The organism is Citrobacter sp. CRE-46 (genome assembly GCF_059615875.1).
In genome coordinates this window covers 1-20,279 of record NZ_JCAPUG010000004.1, presented here as the reverse complement: position 1 = coordinate 20,279, position 20,279 = coordinate 1, and the positions used below count along the sequence as shown (strand labels likewise).

General features: G+C 50.5%; 22 protein-coding genes. 9 read left to right on the top strand and 13 right to left on the bottom strand.

The features are described from left to right. Window positions 1–22: 22 nt before the first annotated feature. The 3 genes from AC534G_RS26850 to AC534G_RS26840 form a co-directional block, all read right to left on the bottom strand. Window positions 23–499 (bottom strand): thermonuclease family protein, encoded by a 477-nt coding sequence (locus tag AC534G_RS26850; RefSeq protein ID WP_253076397.1) that lies wholly within the window; start codon window positions 497–499, stop codon window positions 23–25. Further along, window positions 487–1,203, bottom strand: a complete 717-nt coding sequence (gene traX, locus AC534G_RS26845; RefSeq protein ID WP_253076396.1) for a type-F conjugative transfer system pilin acetylase TraX — start codon at window positions 1,201–1,203, stop codon at window positions 487–489. The genes AC534G_RS26850 and traX overlap by 13 nt, the downstream gene beginning before the upstream one ends. An 89-nt stretch (window positions 1,204–1,292) precedes the next feature. After that, window positions 1,293–1,910 carry a DUF2913 family protein gene (locus tag AC534G_RS26840; protein ID WP_496594630.1) on the bottom strand — a complete coding sequence of 206 codons (618 nt, stop codon included), beginning with the start codon at window positions 1,908–1,910 and terminating at the stop codon, window positions 1,293–1,295. Window positions 1,911–2,052: 142 nt separating this feature from the next. Here AC534G_RS26840 and copM point away from each other — a divergent pair, with 142 nt between their 5' ends. After that, window positions 2,053–2,412: a CopM family metallochaperone gene (copM, locus tag AC534G_RS26835; protein WP_253076414.1), complete on the top strand. Its 360-nt coding sequence runs from the start codon at window positions 2,053–2,055 to the stop codon at window positions 2,410–2,412. 41 nt (window positions 2,413–2,453) lie between these two features. Here copM and AC534G_RS26830 read toward each other — a convergent pair whose 3' ends face one another. The 4 genes from AC534G_RS26830 to AC534G_RS26815 form a co-directional block, all read right to left on the bottom strand. After that, window positions 2,454–3,215, bottom strand: coding sequence for a substrate-binding domain-containing protein (locus tag AC534G_RS26830; protein ID WP_253076447.1), 762 nt, complete (start codon window positions 3,213–3,215; stop codon window positions 2,454–2,456). Window positions 3,216–3,464: 249 nt separating this feature from the next. After that, window positions 3,465–4,100 carry a MarC family NAAT transporter gene (locus AC534G_RS26825; protein ID WP_239043322.1) on the bottom strand — a complete coding sequence of 212 codons (636 nt, stop codon included), beginning with the start codon at window positions 4,098–4,100 and terminating at the stop codon, window positions 3,465–3,467. 204 nt (window positions 4,101–4,304) lie between these two features. Then, complete coding sequence (locus AC534G_RS26820; RefSeq protein ID WP_239043198.1) at window positions 4,305–4,496, bottom strand: hypothetical protein; 192 nt, start codon at window positions 4,494–4,496, stop codon at window positions 4,305–4,307. Between the two features lie 74 nt (window positions 4,497–4,570). Next, window positions 4,571–5,092 (bottom strand): HNH endonuclease, encoded by a 522-nt coding sequence (locus AC534G_RS26815; RefSeq protein WP_496594629.1) that lies wholly within the window; start codon window positions 5,090–5,092, stop codon window positions 4,571–4,573. Between AC534G_RS26815 and AC534G_RS26810 the strand changes: the two genes are divergently transcribed. Further along, window positions 5,084–5,245 carry a hypothetical protein gene (locus AC534G_RS26810; RefSeq protein ID WP_496594628.1) on the top strand — a complete coding sequence of 54 codons (162 nt, stop codon included), beginning with the start codon at window positions 5,084–5,086 and terminating at the stop codon, window positions 5,243–5,245. The genes AC534G_RS26815 and AC534G_RS26810 overlap by 9 nt on opposite strands. On the opposite strand, the gene AC534G_RS26805 is transcribed toward AC534G_RS26810, so the two are convergent. Then, window positions 5,242–8,247, bottom strand: coding sequence for a Tn3-like element Tn3 family transposase (locus tag AC534G_RS26805; RefSeq protein WP_001143775.1), 3,006 nt, complete (start codon window positions 8,245–8,247; stop codon window positions 5,242–5,244). The genes AC534G_RS26810 and AC534G_RS26805 overlap by 4 nt on opposite strands. A gap of 161 nt (window positions 8,248–8,408) precedes the next feature. Between AC534G_RS26805 and AC534G_RS26800 the strand changes: the two genes are divergently transcribed. Together AC534G_RS26800 and AC534G_RS26795 are read left to right on the top strand one after the other, a co-directional pair. Then, a complete protein-coding gene (locus AC534G_RS26800; RefSeq protein WP_001235713.1) occupies window positions 8,409–8,966 on the top strand; it encodes a recombinase family protein in 558 nt (185 codons plus the stop codon). A gap of 182 nt (window positions 8,967–9,148) precedes the next feature. Next, entirely contained in the window at window positions 9,149–10,009 is an 861-nt protein-coding gene (locus tag AC534G_RS26795; RefSeq protein ID WP_000027057.1) for a broad-spectrum class A beta-lactamase TEM-1, read from the top strand. A 408-nt stretch (window positions 10,010–10,417) separates the two neighbouring features. Here the strand turns inward: AC534G_RS26795 and AC534G_RS26790 are convergent, their stop codons facing one another. Together AC534G_RS26790 and AC534G_RS26785 are read right to left on the bottom strand one after the other, a co-directional pair. Then, the gene (locus AC534G_RS26790; protein ID WP_050316751.1) at window positions 10,418–10,987 is read right to left on the bottom strand and encodes a LemA family protein; all 570 of its coding nucleotides are present in this window, start codon (window positions 10,985–10,987) and stop codon (window positions 10,418–10,420) included. Then, window positions 10,987–12,054, bottom strand: a complete 1,068-nt coding sequence (locus AC534G_RS26785) for a hypothetical protein (RefSeq protein WP_238046604.1) — start codon at window positions 12,052–12,054, stop codon at window positions 10,987–10,989. The genes AC534G_RS26790 and AC534G_RS26785 overlap by 1 nt, the downstream gene beginning before the upstream one ends. Window positions 12,055–12,396: 342 nt before the next feature. On the opposite strand from AC534G_RS26785, the gene rarD reads away from it, so the two are divergent. Continuing rightward, on the top strand, window positions 12,397–13,311 hold the full coding sequence (gene rarD, locus AC534G_RS26780) for an EamA family transporter RarD (RefSeq protein ID WP_151216615.1): 915 nt from the start codon (window positions 12,397–12,399) through the stop codon (window positions 13,309–13,311). Between the two features lie 219 nt (window positions 13,312–13,530). After that, window positions 13,531–13,884 (top strand): nuclear transport factor 2 family protein, encoded by a 354-nt coding sequence (locus AC534G_RS26775; RefSeq protein WP_079827129.1) that lies wholly within the window; start codon window positions 13,531–13,533, stop codon window positions 13,882–13,884. A 101-nt stretch (window positions 13,885–13,985) separates the two neighbouring features. Here the strand turns inward: AC534G_RS26775 and AC534G_RS26770 are convergent, their stop codons facing one another. Further along, window positions 13,986–15,329, bottom strand: coding sequence for a DUF8535 domain-containing protein (locus AC534G_RS26770; RefSeq protein ID WP_315367552.1), 1,344 nt, complete (start codon window positions 15,327–15,329; stop codon window positions 13,986–13,988). Between the two features lie 536 nt (window positions 15,330–15,865). On the opposite strand from AC534G_RS26770, the gene AC534G_RS26765 reads away from it, so the two are divergent. Genes AC534G_RS26765 through iadA form a run of 3 tightly spaced genes read left to right on the top strand, consistent with a single transcriptional unit; the run spans window position 15,866 to window position 18,189 of the window. Next, complete coding sequence (locus AC534G_RS26765) at window positions 15,866–16,552, top strand: nucleoside recognition domain-containing protein (RefSeq protein ID WP_151216608.1); 687 nt, start codon at window positions 15,866–15,868, stop codon at window positions 16,550–16,552. Continuing rightward, window positions 16,549–17,010 (top strand): YjiG family protein, encoded by a 462-nt coding sequence (locus AC534G_RS26760; protein WP_079827035.1) that lies wholly within the window; start codon window positions 16,549–16,551, stop codon window positions 17,008–17,010. Before AC534G_RS26765 ends, AC534G_RS26760 begins: the two co-directional genes overlap by 4 nt. Window positions 17,011–17,022: 12 nt before the next feature. Then, the gene (iadA, locus tag AC534G_RS26755) at window positions 17,023–18,189 is read left to right on the top strand and encodes a beta-aspartyl-peptidase (RefSeq protein ID WP_275396326.1); all 1,167 of its coding nucleotides are present in this window, start codon (window positions 17,023–17,025) and stop codon (window positions 18,187–18,189) included. Between the two features lie 562 nt (window positions 18,190–18,751). Here the strand turns inward: iadA and AC534G_RS26750 are convergent. Beyond that, the gene (locus AC534G_RS26750) at window positions 18,752–18,871 is read right to left on the bottom strand and encodes a replication-associated protein RepA4 (protein WP_496594631.1); all 120 of its coding nucleotides are present in this window, start codon (window positions 18,869–18,871) and stop codon (window positions 18,752–18,754) included. Window positions 18,872–19,337: 466 nt separating this feature from the next. After that, the coding region (gene repA, locus AC534G_RS26745; RefSeq protein WP_496594627.1) for a plasmid replication initiator RepA at window positions 19,338–20,279 on the bottom strand (942 nt) is incomplete at its 5' end.

Genomic DNA, 20,279 nt, shown 5'->3' with positions numbered 1-20,279 from the left:
GAACTGAAAATGAATGTCGGGATTATACGTCAGGACGCAACGTTTTACGCCACTGCCAGGGCGGAACCGGCGAAGGCGCCTGCCACAGCCCCTTTTTCTGCTCCCGGGCTGCGTTCTCACACTGCAGGTATGCCGGGTTTTGCGCCTCGCTCCGGACCCGGTATGCCCAGGCCATGCCGCCGCAGACCAGTTCAGCGTTAATGTCCCGGCCGTCGGCCCATAGTGTTCCCAGAACTCTCCCGTAGCGGTCCCGGGTGTCCGCGGATATTTCCACCACCCTGCCTGCAACCCGTGAGGCGAGGAACTGGCGGGCATGTTGTCCGAAAGGCTGACCGTTCTCCGGCGCATCGATGCCCGCCAGCCGGATACGGACTTCAGTTACCGGTGCAGCCAGCATCACCAGGGTATCGCCATCGATAACCCGGACTACCCACCCGGTCAGCGTGGCCTGTACAGCAGGCGCCAGTATCAGCAGAAGCAGAAGAATCAGACGAGGCACAGCACGCCCCCGATGACGGTAAGATGCAGGGCATAGAGGTGTGCAAACCAGCGGCCACCGGGGAGTCGCTCACCCTGTGGCACATGCCGGCAGACCACGATGAGGGTCATCAGGCTCAGCAGCAGACCGGACAGCATCATCACGCCCCCGGACGGGGCATTGAGCAGCAGGACAGACATCACCAGCCCGACCGCCGCCATTATCTGCAGGCGCCCGGTCGTCAGGAAGAAAAGAGCACACATCATCAGCAACAGCAGTCCGCGCAGCTCATAGCTGGCACCCGATGCAGGTATGTACACAGACAGTGCCAGCAGGGAAACGAAGGCCGTGCGGTTGCAGGGAGACTGCATGAAACGCACCACCTGGCCCATGACGGCAAAAGTGAACAGGATATTGACCTGCCACCACTGCACACCGGTATCGCGAAAGGCCAGCCAGAAACCGGGCTGGGCCAGCAGCGCCATCAGCCAGAGGCGGTTGAGGCCGGCCTGCATGACGGAGTGGCGGGCGATATTGCAACCCCAGACCAGAGCGAACAGCGGAAACGCCAGACGGCCGACCGCCTGCAGCAGGGTGTCATTCAGGCCAGAGGCGGTGTTCAGGTGATCCAGAATCATCGCCGCGAAGGCGACCCGCTTCAGGACATCACACTGACGGGTATTCAGGGTGGAAAAGTCCCGGAAGGCCGTATCAGTAATAATCATGCAGCCAGTCCGTCGCAAACCAGACGGTCATCCAGAGCCCGACCATGCCCCAAAAAACAATCAACTGGCCCGGCGTGCTGCGGATCAGTTTACGCCACACGTGAAGCCTCCCCGGTTTCAGCCAGACCGGCCAGCAGACAGTGCTCTCCGTCATCAGCCTGCTGTAGCCGCCATCCGCAGCTGGTCAGCAGCGCTTCCAGGGCAGCGACATTGCCGTTCACCTTCACCCTGACCGGATGCAACTGGCTGCCGTCGTCCGCGAATGCCCGCGCCAGTGAAGACTGAAGGAGGCTGACCGCATTGACGTCCGGGCTGAGGCGCATCCGGCGCCGGCCGGACCATTCACTGTCGGACAGGACGTAGTAGCCCCATTTGTAGCCTTTGAGCGTATCCAGCCCCCAGCTCAGGCGGAACATGTCGGTCTGCGCCAGGATATCACCACTGCCGGCGCGCCAGAGAAAGTCCAGTTTGCTGCGAAGCCGGGCGTTCATACCGGACAGCCGGCCCTGATTCAGCAGCCAGCTGATATCCCTGGCCACGTCCCGGGAAAAACGACGCTGTTTTTCAGCGCCGGCCAGCCAGCGCAGCAGAAACAGGTTTTCCTGGGATTCGGAGTGAACATGGCCCTCCTGGCGGGCAAGATGGAGGGCAATCAGGGCGCACCAGGCCAGGTGGGCGCTTCGGGCTGCTTGTTCTGAAACGGACAAAGTGAGATTCCGGATAATCACGATACGGGATTACATTTTAACACCGGCGATTTAACAGGCGATGCAGGATTACAATTCCTTACTTTTAAGGTGGTTAAGTCTGGTTACACTGCCCGTTTTTAACCGAACGGAAGCATCACCAGTGAAGAAAATTATCCTTCTGAGCACCTTTCTCGTGGTCTCTGTCGCCTGGGCTGCCGGTAACGGCCAGCACAACATGAGCGAACACATTACTCCATCATCACCCGCCAGCCAGGAATACCTGGACGGGATGCAGAAGATGCATGACGGCATGATGAAGGGGGCGATGGCTCAGGACCCGGACGTGGCGTTTGCCGAAAGCATGACGGCGCACCATGAAGGCGCGATTGAAATGGCGAAAACGCAGCTGAAGTACGGTCAGGACCCGGAGATGCGCAAACTGGCAGAGGACATCATCAACGCACAGCAGCCGGAGATTGACCAGATGCAGGCCTGGCTGAAAAAGAACAACAAAGACTGACCCGCACTGGATAATGGCCCCGGAACACGGGGCCAGATGATTTACGGAGTGGCCTGCCTGACCCAGCCATACTTCCTGAATGCCGGCGCTGCTTCATCAGAACGCAGCCATGCAGCAAACTGGCGGGTTTCAGCATCAGCCCCCTTACGAACGGCAATATTCATATCCCGCCAGATGGCATAGTCCGGTGCTATGTCCACCACATCACCAATCCCCGGATTACTGGCCGCCCAGTCTGCCCAGGTAATCCAGACATCAGCGCCCGACTGATTCTCCAGCGCCTTACGGGCCGTACCGCTGTTGGGAGCAAACAGGATGATATTCTTGCGAATGCCGGCCACGGTCTCAATGTTCCCTTTCCGTCCGGCAATATCTTCCCATACTCCGGTACCGGAGGTGTTGCTGCTTCCGCCCCCGTCGTTCACGATAATCCCGACACCCGGGCGGGCCAGGTCTTCAACACCCTGTATATTCTTCGGGTTACCCTTTTTCACCAGGAGGATACTCTTACGCAGGTACAGTGGCTCAATATCCTTCTCGCTGAAGTTATCCTGGTGGTCACGGGCGATGGCCAGTGCGGACTGCTCGGAGGCGCCAAACAGAATGTCCGCATTCTTCCGGGCTTCCTCATTCCACTTTGCCTGTGGTCCGTAGTGTACCGTGACCGGCACTCCGGTTTTCTGTGTGTAAAGCGCTGCGGCGTCCTGCAGGGCCGTGTGGGGGCCACCCGGGCCATAGAGATTGATGTCGGCACAGGCCGCAGATGAGACAGTTAAGAGCAGTGTTGCCAGTGTTTTTTTCATGACCCTTCCTCTGGTCAGTTAATCCACAGCAACTATACGTGAACACGCCCCGTTTCCCGGAGTTATCACGAAAATTTTAACATTTGTGGAACACCAGAAAATATCAATCAATGACACAACACAAACTGGCGGCACTTCCGGCACAAAAAAGGTACAACTGCTATGCAATACCCTGGTTAAGTACCGGAAGTACCATATCTGACACCTCAGTTCTGACGATTAATTATACAGCAACGGCCGTATTACCTGTCAGAATCCGGCAACCACATCCCGGACAGCGGTAATACCAAACTGCATCCCCATACAAATCAGCAAAAATCCCATAATCCGGGTCAGGGCATCGATGCCTGACTCGCCCATGAAACGGCAGACGGGAGTAGCCATTCTCAGAATCCCCCAGCTGATGGCACTCAGGGCGGCGAAAGCCGCGACCATACCGCTCCATAAGGGCAGCCGGGGAATTTCCGGAGAGAGTGCCGCAATCTCAACGGCTCCGCTCAGCACCAGCGCCATCGTTCCCGGCCCGCACAGGCTCGGAATGGTCAGCGGGACAAACGCAATGGCACCTGAAGCCTGGCTGTTCTGCTGCCCGGCAGACGAAGGGAACAGCATCCGAAACCCGATAACCGATATCACCAGCCCGCCCGCCAGCCTGAGGCTGGGTAGCGTGAGGCCAAAGAAACTCAGGACGGAGGTGCCGGCAAAAAGTGTGATACACAAGGTAATGAACAGATAAATCGCGGTTTTATTAATCTGTTCACTGACCTGCTGCGCGGACATACCCCGGGTCAGCCCCAGCAACAGCGTGGCGGTGGTGGGCGGATTGACCATCGGCAGAAGGCCCAGCAGCGTCAGGGTAAACGCTTTAAAAAAAAGAACTGTCATCAGTATTATCCGTCATTGTCATAAAACCACTAAGGTCCTCCGGTATTCAGGCACTCTGAATATCCCGGTCTGTCACCGTTGTTTTAGGGGGCTGTTTGGATATAGAGAATTATTGTACGGCAAGCCTGTTTTTTGAACTGGCTTGCCTGTAGCAATAGGGGCTAACCCCGCGCTGTACGGCGTTTCCCAAACAGCCGCCCCTGTTCAGCTCTCTGGTTTCAGCACCCAGGTGGCCCCGCCAAAACAGGTTACGCCGACCACCTGTTCCCAGCTTTCCGTCTGGACCAGTAATTTTGCCAGCATCTGGAAATCTATGTGGCTGAGCAGAATGTCATCAGCCTCCCCGGGAGACTCCAGCACATACCCGTCGGGTAGCCGGACCACAGACTGCGTCATCTGTCGTGCCGGTATCCGGTAAAAAGTTTTAATGCAGCCACCCCGAAGCAGCGCACCCAGTATGATATTTTCGGCTACCCGCATACGTTCTCTCTGGTCAATTCCACACTGACAGTTCCGTTTTGTTGTTTAATCAGGTGACGGAGTTCATCCACAGACAAAGGCTTAGCCTCGTTTCCCCGGTGAACCATTGCATGGCAGTTCGGACACAGGGGGACCAGCTCCGTGACCGGATCTATCCGGTACCCTTCCCCCAGCGTTCTCAGAGGCCTGACGTGGTGAACGTGGATGAATCCTTTCCCGTGTTCACCATACGTTTTCTCAAAATCGAAACCACAGCATTTGCACACAGCTCCGTGGTGACGGATACAGGCCTGACGGGCTTCCGGATCCCGCTCGTAGGCATTGACGGTGATACTCTTTTTGGCCCCTTCAATGTAGCTCCCCGATACGGGTAATTCATCCGGGAAGGGGTTTGCGGTGAAATCGGCATACCACACAGCCCCTTCTTTTCGCAGAAACCGGTGGTTGAGGCGGCGTTCAAAGTCTTTTATCACCGCAACGTCCGGATTATCCGGGTTTGGTGCATGAACCATATTGAAGGTGAAGAGTTCGTATCCCTGCAGAATGAAACCGATATGCTCGATGGCCTGAGTATAACCGGGCTGTTTTTTATGACTGGGACTGAATTCCCAGTCTTCCCGCAGAATAAGGGGTCTGACGCTCAGTGGAACGAAAACTCACGTTAAGCAACGTTTTCTGCCTCTGACGCCTCTTTTAATGGTCTCAGATGACCTTTGGTCACCAGTTCTGCCAGCGTGAAGGAATAATGGCCGAGCATATTGATATGTCCGTGGCAAAGCGGGGAGAGGCGTGCGATATCTTCATCATTCAGTGTTTCACCCTGCGCCCGGAGATGATCCAGAGCTGCCTGCATATAAATAGTGTTCCATAACACGACGGCGTTAGTGACCAGCCCCAGAGCTCCCAACTGATCTTCCTGACCGTCGGTATATCGTTTTCTTATCTCACCTTTTTGACCGTGACAGATGGCTCTGGCAACTGCATGACGGCTTTCTCCCCGATTAAGCTGGGTCAGAATGCGCCGGCGGTAATCTTCATCATCAATATAATTAAGCAGATACAGCGTTTTGTTGATGCGCCCCACTTCAATGATTGCCTGAGTCAGTCCGGAGGGACGTTCACTTTTCAGCAATGAACGGACCAGCACTGAGGCCTGTACTTTGCCCAGCTTCAGGGAGCCTGCGGTCCGGATCATTTCGTCCCACTGAAGGACTATTTTTCGGGGATCTGATTGCCCTCTGGCAATATCATTCAGCACGCCATAGTCGGCATCATGGTCCATTCGCCAGAAAACCGAAGCACCGGCATCAGCCAGGCGTGGAGAAAACTGGTATCCCAGCAGCCAGAAAAGGCCAAAGACAAGATCGCTGGCACCTGCCGTATCGGTCATAATTTCGGTTGGATTCAGCCCGGTCTCCTGTTCCAGAAGGCCTTCCAGCACAAAGATAGAGTCCCTCAGCGTCCCCGGTATAACGATGCCATGAAAGCCGGAATACTGATCGGACACAAAGTTGTACCAGGTGATCCCTCTGTTATTACCAAAGTATTTGCGGTTCGGTCCGGCATTGATTGTTCTGACTGGCGTAACAAAGCGCATTCCATCTGCAGATGCCACTTCTCCTCCACCCCATATCTGTGCCAGTGGCAGCGTTGCCTGAAAATCAACCAGTCTGGCATTAGCGCTGGTGATAGTTTCAGCCCGCAGATAGTTCGCTTTTGTCCAGTTCAGCCGGTGTCGGGTCAGTGCAGGAACATTTGATCTGATCAGTGGTTCCAGACCGATATTGCAGGCTTCAGCCATCAGCACGGCGCTGATGCTGACGGGCAGATCATCAACTCTGGCACTGGCTTCACTGGCATGGAAAAACTCATCAGCAAATCCGGTATGGGCGTTAATTTCGAGCAGCAACTCCGTTAAATCCACCGGAGGGAGCAGATCACTGATCATTTTGCTCAGTCGTTTCAGACTGTCCGGCTCATCAAGACTGGCGAGGGGAGAAATTGTCAACCGGGGCTTCGGGCCAGAAACATCGAGTTCGACAGCCTCATTTTCGCCAAGACGTGCAGCAACCTGTCTGTAACGACTATCAAGCTGATGGCCCAGAGATTTTATTGCTTCCTGCGGGTCTGTCGGGTGCCCCAAAGAACGATAAACCTTAATCCGATTTGCCTGCCAGTCAGCACCCTGTAGTAATCTTGCACGAGGATCTCCCCACCGGTTACTGCCGGTAACGTAGACATCCCTCCGTCTCAGACTATCCTGCAGTTTACTGAGAAAGCAGAGCGTGTATCCCCTTCGGGTGATATGTTTTTCCTTGTTAATCACCAGCCGTTTCCATGACTGACTGATGATTTCCGTTGGTGCGTCGTCAAAAAACTGCCGCCGTGAGCTGAACTCCCGGCTGAGGTAGTCACAGGCATTCAGAGTGGTAACCCCGGCAGGTGCGGATGAAAATTTAACGGTATTCAGCAGATGGGGCAGGAAACGACGAACGCGCCCGTACTGCTCCACCATTTCGTCATGAAAATTATCGTCTGAGGGCCGGGCAATTTCACGGACAAGCGTGATGATTTCAGCCAGCTTTTGCCTAGGGATGTAGCTGAACACCTCAGCACGAATCGATTCGTCCGGTGTTTCTTCTTTCAGCAAGTACGAACATGCGCTGGCGAGCGCCAATGCAGATTTATCCAGATCCTTCAGCGAGCGGAGCCGTTTTTTCTGCCCAATCTTTCTGGCGTCACGGATGATAACGGCCAGCATGGCGTCCAGAACGTCCAGTGCATCATCCAGCGCCAGCGTTTCCCATGCAAGGACAAAGGCAACCAGAACCGCCATCCTTTTCTGCGGTGACATCCTGGCAATATTGAACACCGAAGTCATACCAGCATAACGTGCGAGATTTTTCAGGCGCACAGCCGGGAGTGTACTCAGGTTTTCAGCATGCAGGCCAAAATCGTTCAGAGTTTTCCAGCGTTCAATTGCTTCATTAAACGCCGGACCACTGATGGTCACAGGGCCTTTTTTCAGTGATTCCAGTAAAGACAGGCGGCTGCAATCAGTTGGCCCCAGCAGCATCTCCAGCTGTGAACGCTGTTCGGCTGACGGTATCAGTGCCAGTTTGTTCCACAGGCGCAACGTCGCCTTTTCCCTTACCTCTGAAATCAACCGGGTCAGCGTGGTGGCTCCGGGGAGAATAATACGATGTTGCATAAGCCACCCTGTCGCCAGGTCGAAAAGCAGGCCAGGACGTTCGTTGCTTATCCAGCTCCGGGTATATAAAAGACGGGTAAGGCGAAATGTCCAGGGCCAGGCAAATTCACGATACTGATAGTGCTGACGTATCAGCGCTGCATGCTCACGGCGGGTATTTTCCCTCTGACCGTATTCTGCAAGAACGGTGATATCACGAATCCCGAGCTGTCTGGCGGTAAAATGCCGGACGCCGGAAGGAATATGATTCATGTCAGTAAGAAAAGTGCCCAGAAAACGCACACACCCGATTTGCAGGGCAATACCAAGTCGATTGTGATCACCCCGGCTTTTCCCGATAAATTCTTTATCCGCTTCATCAAGATGAAAATAACGCGCCAGCTGAAGTTCATCGGGTTCGCCAGTGAACCTGCCATAACTCTCAACCTGCTCAGTGGTCAAAAAATCAACGGGCATATCGGCCTCCCTGCCTGACGGCTTTTTTAACACAACTGCAACCGTTCGAAATATTATAAATTATCGGACATCGTAAAACTGTTACATTAATATGTCTATTAAATCGTAAATTTGTAATAATAGACATGAGTTGTCCGATATTCGATTTAAGGTACATTTTTATGCGACTTTTTGGTTACGCTCGGGTCTCAACCAGTCAGCAGTCTCTTGATCTTCAGGTCAGAGCACTCAAAGACGCAGGTGTGAAAGCAAACCGTATATTTACCGATAAGGCATCCGGCAGTTCAACAGACCGGGAAGGGCTGGATTTGCTGAGGATGAAGGTGGAGGAAGGTGATGTCATTCTGGTTAAGAAGCTCGACCGTCTTGGCCGCGACACTGCCGATATGATCCAACTGATAAAGGAATTTGACGCTCAGGGCGTGGCAGTCCGGTTCATTGATGACGGGATCAGTACCGACGGTGATATGGGGCAAATGGTGGTCACCATCCTGTCGGCTGTGGCACAGGCTGAACGCCGGAGGATCCTAGAACGCACGAATGAGGGCCGACAGGAAGCAAAGCTGAAAGGAATCAAATTTGGCCGCAGGCGTACCGTGGACAGGAACGTCGTGCTGACGCTTCATCAGAAGGGCACTGGTGCAACGGAAATTGCTCATCAGCTCAGTATTGCCCGCTCCACGGTTTATAAAATTCTTGAAGACGAAAGGGCCTCGTGATACGCCTATTTTTATAGGTTAATGTCATGATAATAATGGTTTCTTAGACGTCAGGTGGCACTTTTCGGGGAAATGTGCGCGGAACCCCTATTTGTTTATTTTTCTAAATACATTCAAATATGTATCCGCTCATGAGACAATAACCCTGGTAAATGCTTCAATAATATTGAAAAAGGAAGAGTATGAGTATTCAACATTTTCGTGTCGCCCTTATTCCCTTTTTTGCGGCATTTTGCCTTCCTGTTTTTGCTCACCCAGAAACGCTGGTGAAAGTAAAAGATGCTGAAGATCAGTTGGGTGCACGAGTGGGTTACATCGAACTGGATCTCAACAGCGGTAAGATCCTTGAGAGTTTTCGCCCCGAAGAACGTTTTCCAATGATGAGCACTTTTAAAGTTCTGCTATGTGGTGCGGTATTATCCCGTGTTGACGCCGGGCAAGAGCAACTCGGTCGCCGCATACACTATTCTCAGAATGACTTGGTTGAGTACTCACCAGTCACAGAAAAGCATCTTACGGATGGCATGACAGTAAGAGAATTATGCAGTGCTGCCATAACCATGAGTGATAACACTGCTGCCAACTTACTTCTGACAACGATCGGAGGACCGAAGGAGCTAACCGCTTTTTTGCACAACATGGGGGATCATGTAACTCGCCTTGATCGTTGGGAACCGGAGCTGAATGAAGCCATACCAAACGACGAGCGTGACACCACGATGCCTGCAGCAATGGCAACAACGTTGCGCAAACTATTAACTGGCGAACTACTTACTCTAGCTTCCCGGCAACAATTAATAGACTGGATGGAGGCGGATAAAGTTGCAGGACCACTTCTGCGCTCGGCCCTTCCGGCTGGCTGGTTTATTGCTGATAAATCTGGAGCCGGTGAGCGTGGGTCTCGCGGTATCATTGCAGCACTGGGGCCAGATGGTAAGCCCTCCCGTATCGTAGTTATCTACACGACGGGGAGTCAGGCAACTATGGATGAACGAAATAGACAGATCGCTGAGATAGGTGCCTCACTGATTAAGCATTGGTAACTGTCAGACCAAGTTTACTCATATATACTTTAGATTGATTTAAAACTTCATTTTTAATTTAAAAGGATCTAGGTGAAGATCCTTTTTGATAATCTCATGACCAAAATCCCTTAACGTGAGTTTTCGTTCCACTGAGCGTCAGACCCCTTTACCATCCAAGTTTTCACTGTTCGCATACCAGCAGGAACTTTGGCCCGGAAACATTGGGGTTGACCTGGATGCATCACAGCGAGAACTTTCTATCGTTACATGAAAGCAGGAACCTCTTATCTGCAATGCGTAGTCACCAGTTATTACGTGTGCAGCGCTGATAACCACTCACGAGAGGCCATATTAATCTGATAGTAAATGACCGACGTACCGGTGTGGTAACCCGGTACAGTAGATTTTCTCTGTACCAGGTAATGATTAGTGAATGTCAGGACTGTACTCAAAGCCGCTCTCAGCCTGAGTATCCTTGAACGTGGCCAGCTTATGTTTTTTATTGAACAGACTGTTAACCAGTGAGTGTGGAAACATCTCGATGCCGTTATTGAAGTCTTCAACGTTTCTGTTAAAGATGCGAATGGCGGCGCTGATATTCTGCTGCTGCTCAGAGATTTCCGCCATCAGCCCGCGATACAAATCGGAAGCCTTCAGTACCGGGTAGTTCTCGGCAACGGCATACAGGCCATTGAGCAGAGCTGTTGTATGGCTGCGCGTATCATTCAGTGCACTAAAATCCATGTTAGCCGCATCCAGTCGCTTTAGATCAGCACGAAGCCTCGTAATCTGCGTCATGATCGTTGCCTCGTACTCTTCATACCCGGAGGCTATCTTCTCCAGTGAGGGCAGTACATTGTTCTTCTGTCGCTCCTGGACGACGACATCAGTCCACGCGCGGGCAACTGCGTTCATACGCTTTATAATGTTGTTATAAATAACGATGACTGTAAGAATAATGACAGCCACTAATCCCACCAATACAAGTACTTCCATTATTCATTATCCTTTCTGAAGTTATTATCTGAGAACATCATTAACGTATGAATAAATTCCAGCGCCGTTCTTAACTTAGGGAGTGGATTATACTCTCTGACTTCGCACATGAAGTCATCCGGTGAATTAAAATCAAATTGAGGGTCTCCGTAAACGACATTGTCATCTTCGAAGGACATACATAAGCCAGCTACACTGCTAAACTCAAGATTAAGTGACTCAAATTCATTCGCAGCTTCCTCACAGGTTAACACGACTGCCGGCATCAGAAAACGCGCAGCCACCATCTCATCATGTGCAACGACCTTAAACAGGCGGTTAAATTGATTAGATGATGTCTTGTAGCGTTTACCTTTAAAACCACTAATCGATTTACCCGTGATGGCCAGCTGCCTTACAAAACGAAACTCTAATGCTATCCCGTAGCGATTATAATGATCATAAACCGTCCGGGTTCTGGTATGCCCCTTACTGTCTGTTTCAGTTTCAGTGCGTTTATCAACATAATGAAAATGGTAAACAGTGTAATCGAACGTATGGAGATTGCCCTTGTAATTACCCCTGTACCCTTTTTTTATTTCCCGGGAGTAATTACCCCGTCTGAATTCACAATAATCATTAAACAATTGCGATTCAAATAATGACAATTCAGATGTTAATTCGTATAACTGGTTATCGAATAACAGAGCCCGGAGATAGAGTCGTTCGGCCAGAGAACGCACACGGGAACTTTTGCGCCACATAAAAAAAATCAGTGCGGCAGTACAAAGTGCGAAGAAAACAGTAAACGCCGTCGACTGGTAATGAAATTTTATATAAAACTCATCAGAAAATAGTCCCATAGTCAGCGCAATAAGGCCTGTGAAAAGTGCCAGAAGTTTATAGCGGCTGTGGCTGAATTTCAGGGGAGCGCCAAAAGACTTAACCAGGCCAATGATAGCGATCAGTTCATCTTTTGACTGAGCCATCTCGATATTACGTGAAATTTGATTGAGTAACTCTGTCAGTTTCTGATCATGGATACTGGTCAGGAGCCCACCAGGTTTAATCTGTTCCGGTTTCAACATACTGTGCCGTGAGTTCCTTCTTGGGCTGTCAGGAAAGGGAAATTTATGAGCCGCGCCAGCTGGGAAAACAACTGTATTAAATTGTGTTGTTTGACTATACCACCCGTACAACTGCGCTTACAACAGTATTTATACCCACGTTTCACTCAGGCAATGAAAGCTGTTGCCATTGATTTTTGTCATCTTATTATCAGATACGGTTGTGATAAAATTCCCTCTGATTTTGAATATCAACCAGACTGTAGATGAGATGAAGTTCTGTAACTGAAACCTCGTCGGTTACGGTCAGGCAACCGGTTCTACAGCAGGACACATCGCCACAGCATGCAAGGATCTACTTAAATGGTAAAGTTTCTGCGAAATGGACCCGCAGTTGTTGTTCTGGCATTTGTATTATGGGGCCTAATTCCCTTATTTTATCAATACTTGTCAGGCGGAGCACTGGCTGAGATTTTGATGTACAGAGTTGTCTGGTCTATTCCTTTGTTACTGCCAATAAGACTGTTATTTCGTAAGAGAACATTGGTTCGCGATTTGCTTAAAGATAAAACATCATTCATATCCTGCATGATAGCAGGATTATTAATGGTGGTTTCATGGTCGGCTTTTATTTATGCGCTCACAAATCATAAGGTGCTTGATGCCAGTCTGGGCTATTTTATCAATCCACTTTTTGTTATTTGTCTTGGGTGTGTGTTCCTGAAAGAAAAATTATCATTGTTTCAAATTATAGCGGTCTTTTCCGGCGTGTGTGGTCTTGCCTATCAAATCTTTTCAGCAAACAGTTTTCCTCTGCTTGCGCTGGTCATGGGATTTTCATTTGCATTGTACGGTCTGGCGCGAAAATTCATTCGTTATGACCCCATAACCTCAATCACACTTGAAACATTCTGGGCCTTGCCTGTTGCTCTTTTCATCTTTATATATACTGGCGCCAGTGCAACAACATCACATGATATCCCTCTGTTCCTCTATATTCTGACCGCCCCAGTTACAGTTATCCCATTAGTGTTATTTGCCGTTGCGCTAAATCATACATCTCTTATTGTGACAGGTCTTGCTCAGTATATAGAACCATCCCTGCAATTTATTATAGCCATACTTATTTTTAAAGAGGTTATTAATTACCCTGAGTTATTCTGTTTTTCAGCTGTATGGTTTGGATTGTTATTATGCATATTTGAGAGTCTTTACTATCATTACCACCGAGGTACTCCAGTGACTGAAAGTAAACATACTCCACGCTCGGTACGGTGATATGCATTCCAAATTTGAAAACAACTTTATCCTAAGTGAATTGTGAAATGGAAGGAAATAAACATTAAATAAAATGAGATTTTCCTCACACTATGGCTTGTGATATTGGAATTACTATTGTATTTTAAATTTAGCCATGTTTTAAATAAATATTGAAATTGATGATTTTTGATTGCAATCCAACATTTTGAAATGCTTACAGGTTTGGAGATAAATTACATGAAGCCAAAAGAGATTCTTTGCCAATGGGTTGACGCATTTAATAATGCAGATGTAGAAACTATTTCAGAATTATATGATGATAATGCAATAAACCATCAGGTTGCTAATGAGCCTGTTATTGGGAAAGAGGCTATAAGGAAAATGTTTGAACAAGATTTTTCTATCCCTGATATGGTTTGTATCGTCGAAAATATTTTCGAAGATGGACAATGGGCAATTTTAGAGTGGCGTTCATCATTAGGTTTGAGAGGTTGTGGTTTTTTTCAAATAGTAAATAATAAAATTATCTTTCAAAGAGGGTACTGGGATAAGCTGTCTTTCATTAAAAAACACAATTTACCTGTTGAATGAAAAGAAATAGCTTGAAAAGTGCTTTCCATGTGCATTAAGGGAGGTATAATAACCTCCCTTAAAAATAGTTATAATATCAACACCATAATAAAATATAGCCTTTAATTTAATGCCTCATCAGTTTTTATTAGTTCTGGTGTATTGAGATTATAAAGGACACCAAAGAGATGTCTTTCGAAAGACGTCTTTATTTCCTGTGGCCACCTGGGGGGATCAGTCTGGAGAAGTCCAATCTGACGCATTCCCTTATGTTGTTCGGCTTTCCTCTCACAATAGTCATCATCGGTGTATCCCATTGTTTCAATGACCACTCTGGAGCCTTTGCCATCTTTCATTGTTGCCATGACGATAAAATCAGGGAGTACATACCCATTTTCACCATCGGTGCAGATTTCAATATCAAATAAGGGTTTCTCCAGACTCAGTTTGGGAGCATCTGGCTTATTACTGAGCCATTTTGCAACGGTTGACAGGCTTTTCAGCGTGCCGCGCTCGAGATCACTGTCCACCGGGACCGGGCACACCTTATGGAAAAGTGCATGAGCATACCCTTCGCTGCAGATAATTTTCCCGTCATCTCCCCGGCGGAATGAAAGGATAACCCAGTAGGGAGGACGCCCTCCTTCCAGTGATTCGCCGTTGATGCTGACTCCACGTTCCGGACGGAACACTCTGGCACCATCTGACCAGTGGAATGCCACTTCAGCCCGACTGACATGGTCGGACATAAAAATCTGGAAGAACATACGAGTTCTGCCGGCTGGCCAGTGTGTATCCGGTTGCTCAAGTTCCTTCATCAGCTGTTCCTGAGCATAAGCCCCCATACCGGGCTGAAAGCGCACAATTTCAGACAAGCAGCGTCCACGTATAAACTCATGATTTTGCGTGACAATTTGCAGGTCAATCAGAGAATCCCTGATACTCCGGGATGGGAGAGGACAGAGTGTGGTCAGCTGGTTAAGGCCAGCATTTTCAATAAGGGAAAGTAAAAGGCGGGCAATTCGCGGTCGACGCGTACGCCGGGTTCGATCATCTCTTTGTGGTTCAGGACGTCCGGGCATCCTGATTGTGGCCTGTTCATCATCCGGAGGCAGAAAATTTCGGTAATTAATCCGCCGGCTTCCGGCACGTTTCCGGGCACCGGAAGATGTTGCCCCGGCATCACCGCTGAACGGCCGGTACATAGGACAGCCGGTTGCATGTTCATGGTTAAAGCCGGACAGATATAGTTTTCCTGTATCTTTGTACAGACTGGCAGTATTCATCGCCGGTGAATCCCCCGGAACACAGTCGCACTGCAGCCAGGCCTCAAGCCGACGCATTTCCCTGAGAACCTGAGTGGCCAGAGAATGCTGCGGCCGATCGGTAAAGTCTCTGAGTCCGGAAATATTCTTAACGGCCATTTCTTCATCGTGCGTAAGCCAGCGAATAAGGTCGCCACGGATATTTTTTTGCGGACCAGTTTCATAGCCATAAGAATCGAACTCCTTTTCAGTACAAAAGGTAACCGAAAATATACAGGGGATTATACCCGGAAATAAAGTAAGGAATGCGCAGCGACGCCGCACAGCTGCTGATCCCTGCTCTACTGGGTGGATGTTTAGATATTGAGAATTATTGTATGACAGGCCTGTTTTTGAACAGGTCAGGCCATCGCAGCAGGATGTTCGCCCGCGCTATACTGGTTGAATGGGGCAAGGACGATTCCGGTAGTCGGCTGAGTCCAGCTAAAGTAGACAGGTCAAAAAATAACCTTAACGTTCAATATTGTCCGTTTCCCAAACGCCCCCCGGATAGATTCAACTGAATGTCTGCAGATGGTGTCATTTATCATTCATTCTGTCGCCCTATGCAAAAAACGAATTAAAAGAAACATTTTTGCATTTTCCCCATACCCACATGACTGTTAAGGTCATTGAGTGATGGCCACTTCTGGCCTGCCGCAACAAACAACATCATCAAAAAAATAACGGGGTTCGCTATGGCGCAACAAAGGGAACAGGCGGCGTTGCCGCCTGCAACAGATAAAGTCGGACTCAAGGGATACCTGGCTTTTTTTCTGACCATCATTTTCTTTTCCGGCGTATTTTCCGGAACGGAAGGTTGGTGGCGTGTTTTTGATTTTACCGTGCTGAACGGTTCGTTTGGCCAGATCGCAAATGGCGCTGAACAAACGACCGTAACCTTCCGGGGCGCGGGCGGTACGGGCGCAAAAGATGGTTTTCTTTTCGCGCTGGAACTCGCTCCCTCTGTCATTTTGTCACTGGGCATTATTTCTATCACCGACGGTCTTGGCGGATTGCGTGCGGCGCAACAGCTGATGACGCCCATCCTGAAACCCCTGCTGGGTATTCCGGGCATCTGCTCGCTGGCGCTCATCGCTAACTTACAAAACACCGATGCCGCCGCGGGGATGACGAAAGAACTGGCGCAGGATGGCGAAATCACTGAGCGCGATAAAGTCATTTTTGCAGCGTACCAGACCAGCGGCAGCGCAATTATTACCAACTATTTTTCCTCTGGTGTTGCTGTCTTCGCGTTTCTGGGAACGTCCGTTATCGTCCCTCTGGCTGTCATCCTGGTGTTTAAATTTGTCGGTGCCAACCTGCTACGTATCTGGATCAATTTTGAAGAACGCCGTAACCCAACGCAAGGAGCACAAGCATGACCACTCAGGTACGCAAAAATGTCATGGACATGTTCATCGATGGTGCCCGCCGCGGCTTTACGATTGCCACCACTAACCTGCTGCCGAACGTTGTTATGGCATTCGTCATTATTCAGGCGCTGAAAATTACCGGTTTACTTGACTGGGTTGGGCACATTTGCCAGCCCGTTATGGCTCTGTGGGGACTTCCCGGTGAAGCCGCCACCGTGCTTTTAGCGTCGCTAATGAGCATGGGCGGCGCGGTAGGCGTTTCTGCCAGTCTGCTCACGGCGGGAGCCTTAAATGGTCACGACGTCACCGTGCTGCTTCCGGCGATATACCTGATGGGTAACCCTGTGCAGAACGTGGGTCGCTGCCTCGGTACCGCCGAAGTAAACGCCAAATATTATCCCCACATCATCGCCGTGTGTGCCATCAACGCACTGCTGTCGATCTGGGTTATGCAGATCATTGTTTAAAAGGGAATTATCATGCCTGATTTATCCTTCGCAGAGTTTACGTTGATGCAAGGTGCGCATCTTTACACCCCGGAAGACCAGGGGATCAGCGACGTGCTTCTCGCCAACGGCAAGATTATTGCTGTGGCACGCGATATCTCTCCTCACATCGTGCCAGATTGTAAGGTTATCAATCTCAGGGGACTGATTCTGTGTCCTGGCTTTATCGATCAGCATGTTCACCTGATTGGCGGCGGTGGTGAAGCGGGTCCCACTACCCGTACGCCAGAAGTCAGACTGAGCAGACTGACTGAAGCCGGGGTTACTACCGTCATTGGTTTGCTCGGCACCGACTCCGTGACCCGTCATCCGGAATCGCTGCTGGCGAAAACACAGGCGCTGAATGAAGAAGGGATTACCGCCTGGATGTTAACCGGCGCTTACCATGTCCCTTCACCGACAATCACCGGTTCGGTAGAAAAAGATGTGGCGCTGATCGATCGCGTCATCGGCGTTAAATGTGCAGTTTCAGACCACCGTTCTGCCGCACCTGGTGATTACCAACTGGCAAATATGGCAGCGGAATCCCGCGTGGGTGGCCTGCTGGGCAGCAAACCGGGTGTCAGCGTGTTCCATATGGGCGACAGCAAAAAGGGGCTTAAACCGCTGTATGATATTCTGGAAAATAGCGATGTACCGATGAGCAAGTTGCTCCCGACCCACGTTAACCGCAATGAGGCGCTGTTCGAAGAAGCACTGGCTTTTGCGCTCAAAGGCGGCACCATCGACATCACCAGCGGAATCCCCGATCCTGTCGCACCGGCTGAAGCTGTCGCCCGGGCACTGAAAGCCGGTATTCCGCTTGCCCGGATAACGGTCAGCTCGGATGGTAATGGTAGCCAGCCGTTGTTTGATGATGCCGGAAAACTGACCGGGATTGGTGTGGCGGGCTTCGAGAGCTTACTTGAAACCGTGCAGTCATTAGTCAACGATTACGGGTTTACCCTGACCGATGCATTGCGTCCGCTGACGACCAGTGTGGCAGGCTTTCTTAACCTTTCCACTAAAGGTGAAATTGCTCCGGGTAAGGATGCCGATCTGCTGGTTATGACACCAGAATTATGTATTGAGCAGGTTTATGCTCACGGCAAACAGATGGTGGTTGACGGTAAAGCCTGCGTGAAGGGAACCTTCGAGTAAGAGTAATCGGTTATCGGCCGTCAGTCTGCGCCATTTTCTTCTCCAGCAATTTGGGATTATCGGGTCGCGCAATGGAATTCATCCCTTGCGCTCCCACGGAACCGGACATGACGGTCTCCTGTTATCCAGAGCGCCATAAAACCCGTCCTTTAGGGCGGGTATAACTGACCGGAACCTGCAGAGATACGCGAATCGCATAAAAGAGGCCTCTGAAGGTAGTAAATGTTTCAGACTGGCGAGCAGTGCGCAGTCAGTCTTCTGAATGCGCGAAGCGCATAAAGGCGCCAGCCGATGTCGGTGGTGCTACTGTAGCAAAATGGCGCCGTAGCCCGGCGCAGCCGGTTGATCGATAGAAGATCGCTATCAACATCCCCTTCCCTGCTAAGTCAAAACCCGCTTTCAAACGACGCAGGCATTGATGTGCGCTGTCGGAGTGGTCACGACAAGGCGTAGCCGCAGTCGGGGCGTATCTCCGCGTTAGCGGGCCGTAGGGCCGCTTACGGGCGTGTTATATAAAACTTCCAGCGATCATAACTAACAGCGACTAAAAAGTTTAGTTACATCATCCAGCATTAAAAGCGATGTTGTTCCGGCCCTTTGGGCCGGGGCGGCCTCGCTTTTCAGTGGTGGGGAGGGGCTGTGATGGTTCAGGTGTGCACGGTTCATGTCTTTGCGTAAATATTTTGGATGTTGTAACTATTTACTTCTGACTGATGCCCGCCGCGTAGTGGCGGGAGGTACATTTGCTGTTTCCGAACCGGCGCGGACGTAGTCCGCTGCAAGGGCGGACATTATCCCCGTTTTCCACAGGAAAGCGGGACTGAATAAGATCCGTTTTTAATTGAATGTTTAAAAAGGGCAAAGGCGCGTAAGCGTTCGTTGGTAAGAAAGAGCCCAGGGCTACCAAAAGATTAAGAAAAACTTGCGGGTAACACTTCCAGTCATTGCCGGTAAGAAGTCCTCTATATTTGCGGATATTTGTGCATAACTACAGGGACATGACCAGGTTGCATCATCAGGGGGTTTTTCGCCGGTAATGCGTGTCGTAACGGCAGGCTTTATTGATGGTTTTTCAGCCAGTTTTTAAACGCGGGGAAGCACAAAAACCGCCAGCGGCGGTAGAGGAAAAACGAGGAGTGAAAGTTAAGTTAGCCTGGTGACTCAGCGTCAAAATTGAGCTTGATCTGACGCAGGTAATGGTAGACCAGCAACTCGAAATCATCCGGAGTCATGCCTGAGACTTCCGGCCGCGTGTTGATCAGCCAGGCTGCAATCTGGAACTGCCGGTCATCGAGCCGGGTAGAACGCGCAATTCTGGAAAGGCGCTTCTGTTCTATCGCTCGCTCGCGGCGAACCTTCAGGGCCTGCGCCACTTTCTCGTCAAAGAAGCGCTGTCGGGCCGCTTTTACGGACATCACTTCGCCAGGGGCAAGAATCCCCTCAGCCAGCGCGCGCAGACGTTCTTCCCGCTCTTTGTACAGCAGATCGAGATTGACCTGGAGGAGCTTGAAAAACTGCTCTGTTAAAGTGACATGACGCGGGAGGTATGTTTTTGTGTACGGGTCCAGGCGACGCATGTACGGCTCGATAAGGCCGTAATTTTCTAACAGATCGAGTGCGCGACAAACGCGGGAAGGCGTGACCTCTTCACCAGGTATTACCTCACCCCGGGAATCTTTGGGACTTAACGCCTTGCATATCTGTGAACTGTTGAGGGCGACGTTAAACGTGGCAATGTCGCAACCGCTGACCACCAGAACGGCCAGTGCATCGAGGAGATGCTGGCGTTCCTGTCGGAAATCGCGCTCACGGCCAGCATTTGTGCGCATATGCACGAAATACGGATGCCGCGAGAAACGACGTTTCTGGGCACGATGATACCCGTCCCGAAGGACTTTCGGGAGCTGGTTAAAGTTCGCAGGTCGAAGATATTTAGGATCAGCACACTTACACGTCGTCGAGTGTGTTCCGCGACGACGGCGAGTACGCTTCGGAGAAACAACAGCAGAACCGCGTGCTTCACGCTGGTTTACTGAGTCGTATTCCGACCAGTCGAAATAGGTAGCATCGGAAAATGTTCCGCTATTCAA